13 protein-coding genes are annotated in these 13,415 nt (G+C 72.1%); 6 read left to right on the forward strand and 7 right to left on the reverse strand.

The window, feature by feature from the left end; genetic code table 11:
* Positions 1–20 precede the first annotated feature (20 nt).
* Positions 21–965, reverse strand: coding sequence for an LLM class F420-dependent oxidoreductase (locus DJ010_RS11010; RefSeq protein ID WP_109693714.1), 945 nt, complete (start codon positions 963–965; stop codon positions 21–23).
* An 11-nt stretch (positions 966–976) separates the two neighbouring features.
* Between DJ010_RS11010 and DJ010_RS11015 the strand changes: the two genes are divergently transcribed.
* Complete coding sequence (locus DJ010_RS11015; RefSeq protein WP_109693715.1) at positions 977–2,338, forward strand: pyridoxal phosphate-dependent decarboxylase family protein; 1,362 nt, start codon at positions 977–979, stop codon at positions 2,336–2,338.
* A gap of 140 nt (positions 2,339–2,478) precedes the next feature.
* On the opposite strand, the gene DJ010_RS11020 is transcribed toward DJ010_RS11015, so the two are convergent.
* Positions 2,479–2,946: a dihydrofolate reductase gene (locus tag DJ010_RS11020; protein WP_245927467.1), complete on the reverse strand. Its 468-nt coding sequence runs from the start codon at positions 2,944–2,946 to the stop codon at positions 2,479–2,481.
* A 72-nt stretch (positions 2,947–3,018) separates the two neighbouring features.
* Between DJ010_RS11020 and DJ010_RS11025 the strand changes: the two genes are divergently transcribed.
* The gene (locus DJ010_RS11025; RefSeq protein WP_109693717.1) at positions 3,019–3,897 is read left to right on the forward strand and encodes a hypothetical protein; all 879 of its coding nucleotides are present in this window, start codon (positions 3,019–3,021) and stop codon (positions 3,895–3,897) included.
* 21 nt (positions 3,898–3,918) lie between these two features.
* On the opposite strand, the gene DJ010_RS11030 is transcribed toward DJ010_RS11025, so the two are convergent.
* The 3 genes from DJ010_RS11030 to gcvT are packed head-to-tail and all read right to left on the reverse strand — an operon-like array spanning position 3,919 to position 6,153.
* The gene (locus DJ010_RS11030; protein ID WP_109693718.1) at positions 3,919–4,713 is read right to left on the reverse strand and encodes a thymidylate synthase; all 795 of its coding nucleotides are present in this window, start codon (positions 4,711–4,713) and stop codon (positions 3,919–3,921) included.
* Between the two features lie 28 nt (positions 4,714–4,741).
* Complete coding sequence (locus DJ010_RS11035; protein WP_109693719.1) at positions 4,742–5,011, reverse strand: hypothetical protein; 270 nt, start codon at positions 5,009–5,011, stop codon at positions 4,742–4,744.
* Positions 5,011–6,153 carry a glycine cleavage system aminomethyltransferase GcvT gene (gene gcvT / locus DJ010_RS11040; RefSeq protein ID WP_109693720.1) on the reverse strand — a complete coding sequence of 381 codons (1,143 nt, stop codon included), beginning with the start codon at positions 6,151–6,153 and terminating at the stop codon, positions 5,011–5,013. Before gcvT ends, DJ010_RS11035 begins: the two co-directional genes overlap by 1 nt.
* A gap of 56 nt (positions 6,154–6,209) precedes the next feature.
* On the opposite strand from gcvT, the gene DJ010_RS11045 reads away from it, so the two are divergent.
* Positions 6,210–7,712 (forward strand): leucyl aminopeptidase, encoded by a 1,503-nt coding sequence (locus DJ010_RS11045; RefSeq protein WP_109693721.1) that lies wholly within the window; start codon positions 6,210–6,212, stop codon positions 7,710–7,712.
* 35 nt (positions 7,713–7,747) lie between these two features.
* Here DJ010_RS11045 and DJ010_RS11050 read toward each other — a convergent pair whose 3' ends face one another.
* A complete protein-coding gene (locus DJ010_RS11050; protein ID WP_245927438.1) occupies positions 7,748–8,140 on the reverse strand; it encodes a hypothetical protein in 393 nt (130 codons plus the stop codon).
* Positions 8,141–8,232: 92 nt separating this feature from the next.
* Here DJ010_RS11050 and lpdA point away from each other — a divergent pair, with 92 nt between their 5' ends.
* From lpdA to DJ010_RS11065, 3 genes are read left to right on the forward strand one after another with little or no spacing between them, the layout of a single operon-like run.
* On the forward strand, positions 8,233–9,636 hold the full coding sequence (gene lpdA, locus DJ010_RS11055) for a dihydrolipoyl dehydrogenase (protein ID WP_109693723.1): 1,404 nt from the start codon (positions 8,233–8,235) through the stop codon (positions 9,634–9,636).
* Between the two features lie 44 nt (positions 9,637–9,680).
* On the forward strand, positions 9,681–11,525 hold the full coding sequence (gene sucB, locus DJ010_RS11060; RefSeq protein ID WP_109693724.1) for a 2-oxoglutarate dehydrogenase, E2 component, dihydrolipoamide succinyltransferase: 1,845 nt from the start codon (positions 9,681–9,683) through the stop codon (positions 11,523–11,525).
* Positions 11,525–11,881: a hypothetical protein gene (locus tag DJ010_RS11065; RefSeq protein ID WP_109693725.1), complete on the forward strand. Its 357-nt coding sequence runs from the start codon at positions 11,525–11,527 to the stop codon at positions 11,879–11,881. The genes sucB and DJ010_RS11065 overlap by 1 nt, the downstream gene beginning before the upstream one ends.
* Positions 11,882–11,893: 12 nt before the next feature.
* Here DJ010_RS11065 and DJ010_RS11070 read toward each other — a convergent pair whose 3' ends face one another.
* A complete protein-coding gene (locus DJ010_RS11070; RefSeq protein ID WP_109693726.1) occupies positions 11,894–12,844 on the reverse strand; it encodes a hypothetical protein in 951 nt (316 codons plus the stop codon).
* Positions 12,845–13,415 lie beyond the last annotated feature (571 nt).

Raw genomic sequence — 13,415 nt, forward strand, 5'->3', positions numbered from 1 at the left:
CTGCGCCGCACCACGCCACGTCAGACGTGCGGCATGACCTCCTCGGCGATCAGGTGCACGTGCTCGAGGTCGGAGAGGTCGAGGACCTGGAGGTAGATCCGCTGGGACCCGAGGGCGGCGAACCGGCTGATGGTGTCGATCGCCTCCTGCGGGGTTCCGGCGACGCCGTTGGCGCGCAGGTCCTCGGTGGTGCGGCCGATGGCGGCGGCGCGGCGCTCGACCTCGGCCTCGTCCCGGCCGACGCAGACGACGAGCGCGTTGGACCAGGTGAGTCCGTCGGGGTCCCGGCCGGCCTCCTCGCAGGCGGCTCGGACCCGGGCGAACTGGGTCTTCGTGAAGTCCTCGTCGACGAACGGCAGGTTGAACTCGTCGGCGTACCGGGCGGTCAGGGCGGGCGTCTGCCGCTTGCCGCGACCGCCGATGATGACCGGCGGTCCTCCGGCGTGGCCGATGCCCTGCGCCGGCTTGGGCAGCGCGGGCGACTCGCTCAGCTGGTAGTGGGTGCCGGCGAAGTCGTAGGTCTCCCCCGGCTTCGTCGACCACAGGCCGGTGACCACCTCGAGCTGCTCGGCGAACCGCGCGAAGCGCTCCTGGGTGTCGGGGAACGGGATGCCGTAGGCGGAGTGCTCCCGCTCGAACCACCCGGCGCCGATGCCGAGCTCCACCCGGCCGCCGCTCATCGCGTCGACGCCGGCGACCTGGATCGCGAGCACGCCGGGGTGGCGGAACGTCGCGCTCGTCATCAGCGTCCCGAGGCGGATGGTCGACGTGTCGCGGGCCAGGCCGGCCAGCGTGGTCCACGCGTCCGACGGACCGGGCAGCCCGTCGCCGCCCATCGTCAGGTAGTGGTCGGAGCGGAAGAACGCACCGAAACCGAGCTGCTCGGCGGTGCGGGCGACCGCGAGCAGGTCGTCGTACGACGCCCCCTGCTGCGGCTCGGTGAAGATGCGGAGCTCGACTGCCATGCTCACACCTTATGGAGGACCTCCAGACGCTCCGCGCCGCAGCCGAGGCGGCGCTCGCCTATGCCGGGTCGGTCGACGACCGGCCCGCCTTCCCGCCTGCCGACGCCGTCGCGGGACTCGCCGCTTTCGACGAGCCGCTGCCCGAGACGGGGACCGACGTCGCTGACACGTTGCGTCTGCTCGACCGGGCCGGGTCACCGGCGACCGTCGCGAGCACGGGGACCGACTACTTCGGGTTCGTGGTCGGCGGGGTCCATCCGGCTGCCCTGGGCACGGCCTGGCTGGCCGACGCGTGGGACCAGAACGCCGCGCTGCCGGTGATGTCGCCGGTCGCGGCGCGGGTGCACGACGTGGTGCGCGACTGGCTGGTCGACCTGCTGCGGCTGCCGGCGTCGACCGGCGTCGTCTTCACGACCGGCGCCACCGTGGCCAACGCGACCGGCCTCGCTGCGGCGCGGGACGCGCTGCTGGAGCGGGCCGGCTGGGACGTGCAGGCCGACGGCCTGTTCGGGGCGCCCGAGATCACGGTGGTGGTCGGCGCCCAGCGGCACTCGACCTTGTCGAAGTCGCTCGGGCTGGTCGGCCTCGGCCGGGACCGGGTGATCGAGGTGCCCGCGGACGACCAGGGACGGCTGCGGGCCGAGGAGCTGCCCGACGTCTCCGGGCCGGTGCTGGTCTGCGCGCAGGCGGGCGAGGTCAACACCGGCGCGTTCGACCCGTTCGACCGGGTCGCCGACTGGGCCGACGCGCCCGGACGGGACACCTGGGTGCACGTCGACGGCGCGTTCGGGCTGTGGGCGCTCGCCGACCCGTCGCGGGCCCACCTGGTCGCCGGGCTCGACCGCGCCGACTCGTGGGCCACGGACGGGCACAAGTGGCTCAACGTGACCTACGACTGCGGGATCGCCTTCGTGCGCGACCCGGCCGCGCTGCGTCGTACGTTCACGGCGGTGGCGGGCTACCTGCCGCCAGACGAGGGCTTCGAGGCGATGCACCACACCCCACAGTCCTCGCAGCGGGCGCGCCAACTCGAGGTCTGGGCCGTGCTGCGTTCCCTCGGCCGCGGCGGTGTGGCCGAGCTCGTGCAGCGCACCAGCGACACCGCCGTCGCGATCGCCGACCGGCTGCGCGCCGGCGGGCTCGAGGTGGTCAACGACGTGGTGCTCAACCAGGTGCTCGTGCGGGCCGGGAACCCGGCGGCGACCACCGCGCTGGTCGCCGCCGTCCAGGCCGACGGCCGGATCTGGTGCGGCGGCACCCAGTGGCAGGGTGCTCCCGCGATGCGGATCAGCGTGTCGTCCTGGAAGTCGTCACCCGCCGACGCCGACACCGTCGCGACGGCGGTCCTGGAGTGCGCTCGCGTCTCCGCCTGAGAGATCACCGGCGGCCGACACCGACCCGGCACAAACTCGCACGACCAGCACGCCGACCCGGCGCAAACTCGCACGACCTCATGTCAGTTTGCGACGGGTCGAGGCTCCGTGGACGTGAGTTTGCGACGGGTCGACCGTGGTCAGCCGCAGGCGAAGACCCGCTCCCAGGTGACGATGTCGAAGCCCTCGCGAGGCTCGCGGGCGGTCTCGCGCCACTTGGCGCGGTTGAACTCCGGGTAGTAGGTGTCGCCGTCGGGTGCAGCGTGAACCTCGCTGATGAGCTGGACGTCGGCGTACGGCATGGCGGCGTCGTAGACGGCTGCGCCACCGCCGATCATCACCTGGCCCTCGAGGGTGTCGGCCAGGGTGAGGGCGTCGAGCACGGTCGGCGCGACCAGCACGCCCTCGTCGCGCCACTCTGGGTCTCGGGTCAGCACGATCGTGGTGCGGTCCGGCAGCGGCTTGCCGATGCCCTCGTGGGTGGTGCGGCCGAGGACCAGCACGTGGCCGACCGTCGTGGCCTTGAAGTGCGCGAAGTCCTCGGGCAGGTGCCAGGGGATGTTGCCGGCCAGCCCGATGACCCCGTTCTCGGCGACGGCGGCCACCATCGTCACCGTCTTGCCCCCAGGCGTCATTTTCCGGTGGCGCAGGTCGGGGATCCGGGAGAGACTCGCGCAGTCATGGGACGAAGACTGCCATCCGCGCTCGCAGCCGTCGCCCTCCTGGGTGCCCTCTCGGGATGTGGGCACGAGGACGACCGGGACCGGCAGGTCGTCGCGGAGCCGGACCCGTCGTACTCGATCGTGCCGGTGCCGCCCCGCGAGATGACCGGGACGCTCGACGCGGTGCTGCGGCAGTCGTCGCGCGACGCGGCGCGCGGCCGGATGCAGGTCTGGATCTTCAACGGCACCGACAAGGACGTGGACCCCACCGCGATCACGTACGACGACCCGCGGCTCAGCCGGGCGATCGAGGCGCAGCGGCTGCGGACGATGCCGTCGGGGCTCGAGCGCGGCTTCCCGCTGCCGCTGCCGGACCCGGAGTGCGGCGGCCACACCAAGCAGGCGCCGGTCGTCACCGTCGAGACGGCCGCCGGGACCGAGGCGCTGGCGGTCGCCGACGACCTCGGGATCGTGCAACGGCACCACGACGCGGTGTGCTTCGAGCAGGCCGTCGAGGCCGTCGTCGGGCTCGAGTGGGACGAGGCCGTCCCGTCCACCGACGACGTCGGCACGCTGACCCTCCTGGCCACACCGACGGGGCGGCCGGGTCGGCTGGAGATCCTGCGGGTCGGCGCGACACCGGTCCTCAAGCACCCCACGACGACCACCTGGCGGGTCGGCCGCGAGGTCCGGGGAGAGGACGAGCCGCAGCGCATCGAGCTGCCCGTGGTGCCCGCGCGGTGCGACAGCCACGCCTTCTTCGAGGCCGGCGGCGCGACGGCGTTCCGGCTGGGGCTGCGGCTCGACGGGCAGGAGGGCGAGTACGTCCTGCGCATGTCGTCGACCGGCGCCGAGGCCGCGATCGCCTATGCGATCGACGCCTGCGGCCTGTCCTAGCCGTCGGCCCGCGTCGCTGCGTCAGACCGCGATCGGGGCCTTGATCCCCGGGTGCGGGTCGTAGCCCTCGACGCTGATGTCCTCGAGGTCGAACCCGTCGATCTCGGCGATCGCGGGGTTGAGGACCAGTGTCGGCAGCGGCCGCGGCTCGCGGGTGAGCTGGAGGCGCGCCTGCTCGAGGTGGTTGGAGTAGAGGTGCGCGTCGCCGAGGGTGTGCACGAAGTCGCCGACGCCGAGCCCGGTGACCTGGGCGACCATGTGGGTGAGCAGGGCGTAGGAGGCGATGTTGAACGGGACGCCGAGGAAGACGTCGGCCGAGCGCTGGTAGAGCTGGCAGCTGAGCCGCCCGTCGGCGACGTAGAACTGGAACAGGCTGTGGCAGGGCGCCAGCGCCATCTCGGGAATGTCGGCGGGGTTCCACGCCGAGACGATGTGACGGCGGCTGTCGGGGTTCGCGCGGATCTCGGCGATCACCTGCGCCAGCTGGTCGATGTGGCGGCCGTCCGGCGCCGGCCACGAACGCCACTGTGCGCCGTAGACGGGGCCGAGGTCGCCGTTCTCGTCGGCCCACTCGTCCCAGATCGTGATGCCGCGGTCCTGCAGCCACTTCACGTTGGTGTCACCGCGGAGGAACCACAGCAGCTCGCCGAAGACCGAGCGGGTGTGGATCTTCTTGGTCGTCACCAGCGGGAAGCCGGCGGACAGGTCGAACCGCATCTGGTGGCCGAACACGCTCAGCGTGCCGGTGCCGGTGCGGTCCCCCTTCTCGGCGCCCTCGTCGAGGATCCGCCGGACGAGATCGAGGTAGGCCTGCACGCCGCCAGACTAGAACAGAGGACCCGACTCAGGCGGACAGGCTCATCGGGCCGTAGACGACCCGGTCCATCTCGAGCAGGGTGACCGCCTCGACGCCGGCCGCCTTGAGCTCCGACCAGGTCTCGCCGATCCACGACTCGGCATCGGCCTGGCTCGGGAACCGGCGCTCGCCGTACTCCTCGGCGAGGTCGCCGGGCAGCGCCACCTCGGCGCCGCCGGCGTCCTCGAGGCGCCACCACCAGGGCCGCTCGGACGGCGTCGGCGGGCGGAAGGTGGGCGGGGGTTCGGGCAGGTTCATCAGGACTCCCGGACCGAGGTGTCGACGAAGGGTGGCTTGACGATCTGGAAGACCTCGCGGCGACCGCGTACGTCGACCGCGACCTCGGCGTCGTCGGCGACCACGGTGGACACGAGCGCTAGGCCGATCCCCTGCTTGAGGCTCGGGGAGAACGTGCCCGAGGTGACCTCGCCGAGGAGCACGTCGGGGACGAGCGAGATCGACATGTGCGGGCGCGGGATGGCACGGCCGGTCGCCTTGAGGCCGACCAGCTTGCGGCGGGCGCCCTTCTCCTTCTCCGCGAGCACGACGTCGCGACCCCAGAACTCCGGCTTGCTCCAGCCGACAGCCCAGCCGAGGCGCGCCTCGTTGGGGGTGACCGTCGGCCCGATGTCCTGGCCGTGCAGCGGGTAGCCCATCTCGGTGCGCAGCGTGTCGCGGGCGCCGAGGCCGCACGGGAGGATGCCGAACTCCTCGCCGGCCTCGAGCACCTGGTCCCACAGCTGCGGCGCGACCGCGCGCGGGGCGATCAGCTCGTAGCCGCGCTCGCCGGTGTAGCCGGTGCGGCAGACGATGACCTGCTCGCCCTCGACGTCGGCCTCGACGAAGGTGAGGTAGTCGTGCCCTACCGGCAGGCCGACCTTGGCCAGCACGTCGTCGGAGCGGCTGCCCTGGATGGCGAGCACGGCGTAGTCGGCGTGGTGGTCGACGACCTCGACGCCGTCGGGCGCCGCTGCCTCGAGCCGCCGGAAGACCTCTGCGTTGTTGGACGCGTTGGGCACGAGCAGCACGTGCTCGTCGTCGCGGTAGTAGCTGAAGATGTCGTCGACGATGCCGCCGGTCTCGGCGTCCAGGCAGAGCGTGTACTGCGCCCGGCCCGGGCCGATCCGGCTCAGGTCGTTGCTGAGCGTGCTGTTGACGAACCCGGCGGCGCCGGGCCCCCGGACCACGATCTTGCCGAGGTGGCTGACGTCGAAGACGCCGACGGAGGTGCGCACCGCGTTGTGCTCCTCCACGATGCCGGAGTACTGCAGCGGCATGTCCCAGCCCCCGAACTCGGCGAACTTCGCACCGAGGGTCGCGTGGCGGTCGTGCAACGGCGATCGGGACAGCGAGGCGCCTCCCCGTCGATCAGCTGGGGCGGGCTGGGATCCGTCGACCATGACGGCGACTCTACCGACGTCCTCGGCGGTGGAGACGGCCGTCTACCCTCGCCTGCATGACGTCGTTCGCGCTGCGTACCGCCAGCCCTGCCAAGACCCGGGCGGAAGCGGTCGTCGTGGGTGTGGTGCCCGCTGCTCGCGGTCGCTCGGGCGGCGCGCGGCTGGCGCCGGGCGGCGAGGACATCGCCGCAGCGTACGGCCGCAAGCTCTCGCCGCTGCTCGCCACGCTGGGCCTGACCGGCAAGCCGGGCGAGGTGGCGAAGGTGCCGACCAGCGGTGCGATCGGCTCGCCGCTCCTGGTGCTCGTCGGCCTCGGCGCCGACCCCGACCAGATCGCTCTCCGGCGAGCGGCCGGTGCCGCTGCGCGGGCCGTCACGAACGCGGCCTCGGTCGCGCTCGCGCTGCCGGCCGAGTCGCCCGAGCAGGTGCGGGCGGTGCTCGAGGGCTACCGGCTCGGCGGCTACACGTTCACCCGCTACAAGAGCGGCTCCTCACCCTCCGGTCCGGCCGAGATCGTCGTACTCTCCTCGGCGGCGCGGCGCAAGGAGACCGTCGCCGCCTTCGACGAGGCACAGCTCGTGGCCGACGCCGTCATCGCGACCCGCGACTGGGTGAACACTCCCCCGGGCGACCTGACGCCGGAGATCTTCGCCGATGCGATCGCAGGCGACGCCCGCTCGGTGAAGGGCGTCAAGGCGACGGTCTTCGACGAGACACAGCTCGCGGACATGGGGTGCGGCGGGATCCTGGGCGTCGGCGCCGGGTCGGACGCACCGCCGCGGCTGGTGGAGCTGGAGTACCGGCCGCCGAGGTCCGCCGGTCCCGTCCCGCACCTCGCGCTCGTCGGCAAGGGCATCACGTTCGACTCCGGCGGCCTCACCATCAAGCCAGCCGCGAGCATGCCGACGATGAAGGAGGACATGGCCGGCGCCGCGGCCATGGTGCAGGCGGTGTTCACGGTTGCCCGGCTCGGCCTGCCGGTCCGCGTCACCGGCATCGCGGCGCTGGCGGAGAACATGGTCGGCGGCGCCTCGTTCCGGCCGGGCGACGTGCTGACGACGTACGGCGGGCTGACGGTCGAGGTCTCCAACACCGATGCCGAGGGCCGGTTGGTGCTGGCCGACGCGCTCGGTCGCGCCGTGGAGCGCAAGCCCGACCTGGTCGTCGACATCGCCACCCTCACCGCCCACATGTCGCTGGCGCTCGGCGACCGGATGTGCGGCGTGATGGGTGACGACGAAGCGGTCGCGCGGGTGCTCGCGGCTGCCGCTGCGGGTGGCGAGGACGCGTGGCCGATGCCGATCCCCGAGCACATGGAGGAGCGGATCCGCACCTCCAAGGTCGCCGACCTGTCCCAGCACGACTGGATCCGCTGGGGCGGCGGGCTCTTCGCCGCCGCGTTCCTCCGCGAGTTCACCAGCGGCCTCCCCTGGGCCCACCTCGACATCGCCGGGCCAGCCTTCAACAAGGGCGGCCCCGTCGGTCACTGGACCTCGGGCGCGACCGGCTACGGCGTCGCCACGCTCGTCGAGGTCGCGCGCTCACTGGTCGTCGAGTAGTCCGAGCCCCTGGGCGAGGACGTATCGAGACGCCCTCAGTCCCGCGGCTTGTACGGCGGGTAGTCCGCCGCCTTCTGCTCCTTGCGCTTCCGGGAGTTGTAGTCGCGCATCCGCTGCGGGATGCCGACCACCGCGGCGTCGTACGACGGGACCTGGTGGCGGTTGCAGAAGTCGTGCGCCCACTTCACGCCGGGCACCCGGCGGCGGGTCCACTCGCCGTCGTGCGCGACCAGCAGCAGCGTCACCTCGCTGACGGCGGTGCGGGGCTCCACGAAGCCCTCCACGCCGCGCCGCTCGGCGACCCACTCGTGCAGATGGGCCTCGTCGACCTTGTCGGCGGCGCGCACGCGCGTCGACCCGGTGCGGGCGGCGTCCTTGGCCGGCCCGCTCATCTTCGGTCCCCTCCGGAACCGGTCGAACAACCCCATGCCGGGAGTCTACTGATGAGTACGCGGGCCGTTGCGCACCGTGTGGCCCGTGGTGCAAGGATGGGCGCACTCGACAGAGAGGGAGGACAGCGGTGGCCGAGGCCGACGGCGACAACGAGGTCGACGTTCTGATCCTGGGCGCGGGTTCCGGCGGCTACGCCTGCGCCCTGCGCGCCGCCCAGCTCGGCCTCAGCGTGGCGCTGGTCGAGCAGGGCAAGCTCGGCGGCACCTGCCTCCACGTCGGCTGCATCCCGACCAAGGCACTGCTGCACGCCGCCGAGGTCGCCGACTCCACCCGGGAGGCCGAGACCTTCGGCGTCCTGGCGAAGTACGACGGCATCGACGCCGCCGCCGTCCGCAACTACGCCGACGGCGTGGTCAACCGGCTGTTCAAGGGTCTCACCGGCCTCATCAAGAGCCGCGGCATCCGCGTCGTCGAGGGCCGCGGCACCCTGACCGGGCCGAAGCAGGTCACCGTCGAGGGCGCCGACGGCACTACCGTCCTCACCGGCCGCAACGTCGTGCTGGCGACCGGCTCCGAACCGCGGCTGCTGCCCGACATCGAGCCCGACGGCACCCACGTCCTGACCTCCGACGACGCCCTGCGCCTCGACCGTGTGCCGAGGTCCGCGGTCGTGCTCGGTGGCGGCGTCATCGGCTGCGAGTTCGCCAGCGTCTGGCGCAGCTTCGGCGCCGAGGTCACCATCGTCGAGGCGCTCCCCCGGCTGGTGCCGCCCGAGGACGCCGCGTCGTCGGCCGCCCTCGAGCGGGCGTTCCGCAAGCGCGGCATCACCGCACGCACCGGCACCTCGGTCACCGGCGTCGCCACCTCCGAGGAGGGCGTGGTCGTCACGCTGTCGGACGACAGCGAGCTGCGCGCCGACGTGCTCCTCGTCGCGGTGGGTCGGGGCCCCCGCACCGCCGGCCTCGGCTACGAAGAGCACGGCATCACCCTGGACCGGGGCTTCGTCACGGTCGACGACCACTGCCGCACCGGCGTGGACGGCGTCTGGGCGGTCGGCGACATCGTGCCCGGTCTGCAGCTCGCACACCGCGGCTTCCAGCAGGGCATCTTCGTCGCCGAGCAGATCGCCGGACTGGCGCCACAGCCGATCGACGAGCGCGGCATCCCGCGGGTGACCTACTCACGGCCCGAGGTCGCGTCGGTCGGGCTGACCGAGGAGCAGGCGAAGGAGGAGTACGGCGACGACGGCGTCACCGCGCTCACCTACGACCTCGGCGGCAACGGCAAGTCCCAGATCCTGCGCACCCAGGGCTTCGTCAAGCTGGTCCGCCAGGTCGAAGGTCCCGTCGTGGGTGTCCACATGGTCGGCGAGCGGGTGGGCGAGCTGATCGGCGAGGCCCAGCTGGTCTACGGCTGGGAAGCGCACGCCGACGACGTCGCCCCGTTGGTCCACGCCCACCCGACCCAGAACGAGGCCCTGGGCGAGGCCTTCCTCGCCCTGGCCGGCAAGCCCCTGCACGCCCACAGCTGATCTCCACCGACAACCTGGTTCACAAGAGCGAAGACGAGGATTTCATGGCCACCGAAGTCAACCTCCCGGCCCTCGGCGAGTCCGTCACCGAAGGCACCGTCACCCGCTGGCTGAAGCAGGTCGGCGACGAGGTCGCCGTCGACGAACCGCTGCTCGAGGTCTCGACCGACAAGGTCGACACCGAGATCCCCTCGCCGATCGCGGGCACCCTGCTCGAGATCAAGGCCGAGGAGGACGAGACGGTCGAGGTCGGCGCGGTGCTCGCCGTCATCGGCGACTCCGACGAGCCGTCCGGCGACGACGCCGGCCCCGCCGAGGAGGCCACGCCGGAGGCTGAGCCCAAGGACGAGGAGAACGCGGAGAAGAAGGCCGAGCAGGAGGAGCAGATCGCCGAGGAGACCGGCGAGACGCCTCCGGGCGACGAGACGACCGAGGCGGAGAAGTCCGACGAGGGATCGTCCGGCGGTTCCTCGGGCGGGTCGTCGGGTGGCTCCGGCGAGAGCACGCCGGTCACGCTGCCCGCGCTCGGCGAGTCGGTCACCGAGGGCACCGTCACCAAGTGGCTGAAGCAGGTCGGCGACGAGGTCGCCGTCGACGAGCCGCTGCTCGAGGTCTCGACCGACAAGGTCGACACCGAGATCCCCTCGCCGGTCGCGGGCACCCTGCTCGAGATCAAGGCCGAGGAGGACGAGACCGTCGAGGTCGGCGCCGAGCTCGCGATCATCGGGTCGGGGTCCCCCGCGCCCGCCAAGTCCGAGCCGGAGCCCGAGCCCGAGCCCGAGCCCGAGCCCGAGCCGGAGCCGGAGCCCGAGCCGGAGCCGGAGCCGGAGCCGGAGCCCAAGGAGGAGCCGGAGCCGGAGCCCAAGGAGGAGCCCGAGGCGGAGGCGCCGAAGCAGGAGGAGGCGCCCCAGCAGGAGGCCGCCCAGCAGAGCAACGACAGCGGCGAGGACCGCCCCGGCTACGTCACTCCCCTGGTCCGCAAGCTGGCCGCCCAGCACGGCGTCGACCTGGCATCGGTGAAGGGGTCCGGCGTCGGCGGCCGGATCCGCAAGCAGGACGTCATCGACGCCGCCGAGGCTGCGAAGAAGCTCGAGACCCCTGCGGCGTCGTCCGCGCCCGCCCCCGCTGCCGCATCGTCGGCCCCCGCGAAGTCGTCGCAGCCCTCGCAGCCGTCGCCGCTGCGCGGCCAGACGGTCGCGGTCAGCCGGCTGCGCAAGATCATCGCCGAGCGGATGGTGGAGTCGCTCCACATCTCCGCCCAGCTGACCCAGGTGGTCGAGGTCGACGTCACCAACGTCGCCCGGCTGCGCGAGGCCAACAAGGAAGACTTCCTCGCCCGTGAGGGCGTGAAGCTCACCTACCTGCCGTTCTTCGCGAAGGCCGCGGTGGACTCGCTGAAGCAGCACCCGTCGCTCAACGCCACGCTCGACCTGGAGAAGGGCGAGGTGACCTACCACGACCGCGAGAACGTCGCGTTCGCGGTGGACACCGAGAAGGGCCTGCTGACGCCGGTCGTGAAGGACGCCGGCGACCTGTCGGTGTCCGGTCTGGCGAAGAAGATCGCCGACATCGCCGGCCGCACCCGGTCCAACAAGATCGGTCCCGACGAGCTGTCCGGCGGCACGTTCACGATCACGAACCTCGGCAGCGTCGGCGCGCTCTGGGACACCCCGATCATCAACCAGCCCCAGGTCGCGATCCTCGGCCCGGGTGCGGTCGTGAAGCGGGCGGTGGTCATCGACGACGAGGACCTCGGCGAGACGATCGCCGTGCGCTACATGTGCTACCTCGCCCTGACCTACGACCACCGTCTGGTCGACGGTGCCGACGCCGGCCGGTTCCTGCAGGAGGTCAAGAGCCGCCTGGAGGCTGCACAGTTCGAGGTGTGATGGCGCGTTACGAGCTGAACGACGCCGCGGTCGCCAAGGCCCGGTCGCTGATCGAGGGCAGGCAGTACGTCCTCGACAGCGACTGGGGCGAGGTCCAGCCGAACGCCGCGGCGGACAACGCCTTCCTCGAGCGCCATACCTGGAACGACTACGCCGCCTGGCACCTCGGGCTCACCGTCGGCGCGAACGACGAGACGAAGGCGCGCTACGCCTTCGTGTACGGCGACTACCGCCGGGTCCACCGCACCGGCCTGATCGCCTGCGTGTACCGCGCCGCGGAGTGGCGCCACAAGAAGGTCGAGGTCGCGGCTTACGAGCTGCTCCAGTTGCTGGACCGGACCGCCGGGATCGACTGAGGTCGACGCCCCTCAGCGCCGAGTTGTCGTCATGGTCGTCTCCACGTCGACCTCGGACTCGACACGGCTGCCGTCGACGTCCACCACCAGGGTGGTCGACCCCGTTGACGCGGCCGAGGACGGCAACAGGTCGCCCACCGTGCCGGAGGCATCGCCGCTGCCGGTCGTAGAGCCACGCACCAGCTCTGCCCCGTCGATGTCACCGGGCTCGAACGTCCCCTCTACCTCCAACGACATCTCGTAGGCGTCGCCGTCGAGCTCCTCGAGCACGTAGGTCGTCGCCTGCGTCAGGACCAGCCCGTTCGACTCCGTGGTGCTGACCACGCGCCAGGACGCGCCTTCGCCCACCGGCTCCGACGGGAAGGCGACACTGCCGATCGACAGCGAGTCGGCGATCTGCTCGACGACCTGGTGGGCCGCCGGCGGCGCGTCGTCGGGCAGCGAGAACCGGGTGTCGAGGACCGCACCGGACCGCGACTGCTCGAGGGTGACAGCGAGGCCCCGGACGACATCGAGCCCGGACTCGATCCCCGTCACCAGGTCCTCGGGCAGCCCCGAGTCGTCGACCTCGACCTCGTCGAAGATGGTGCGGACGGTCACCACGTCCTCGGTGACCTCCAGGACCTCCGTGGAGGTGTTCGTGCTCATCGGCACCGCCGGAGACGGTCTGGGACCGAACGACGTCGTCATCGTGAGCTGCTGGCTGCTCTCGTACTCGTCGCCGACCTCGGGGTCCGGCAGTGCGACGACACGCGGTTCGGCACCCGTGTCCAGGACCTCGACCTCTTCGGCAGTCTGCGGCGCCGGGTCGGTGGCCTCGGGCTCGGACGCTGCCGACGACGTCGGCTCCGCCTCCGGTTCCGCACGGTCGTCGGCCCCCTCACCACAGGCCGCCAGTGCCAGCGCGCACGTCGCGACGGCTGCGATGACGCGCCACCGGGTCGACGAGGTGTTGTTGGACATCCGAGACCTCCCCCACAAACAACCTGCACAGGCTTTCACATCCTGGGCTCGCGCCGGCGCAGGGGGCTGCGCACGTTGCGACCTCTCGCCACGCCCTCGCCTGGCGGCACGAGCAACTCGACGATCAACTTGCGGCGACCCGGTCGTCGAGTAGGAGCAAGCGCAGCCGCGACCCGGTCGTCGAGTAGGAGCGAGCGCAGCCGCGACCCGGTCGTCGAGTAGGAGCGAGCGCAGCCGCGACCCGGTCGTCGAGTAGGAGCGAGCGCAGCCGCGACCCGGTCGTCGAGTAGGAGCGAGCGCAGCGAGCGACGTATCGAGACGCCGCAACCAGAGCACCCACGACCCCCACGCACCTCACCGCGTCTCGATACGACCTCGCGCCAGAGCGCTCGGCCTACTCGACGACCAAGAGGAGCGCCAGAGCGCTCGGCCTACCCCAACTGACGGCGACCCGGTCGTCGAGTAGGAGCGAGCGCAGCCGCGACCCGGTCGTCGAGTAGGAGCGAGCGCAGCCGCGACCCGGTCGTCGAGTAGGAGCGAGCGCAGCCGCGACCCGGTCGTCGAGTAGGAG

The sequence above is a fragment of the Nocardioides silvaticus genome, assembly GCF_003160695.1.
In the GTDB taxonomy this organism is placed as follows: Bacteria; Actinomycetota; Actinomycetes; order Propionibacteriales; family Nocardioidaceae; genus Nocardioides; species Nocardioides silvaticus.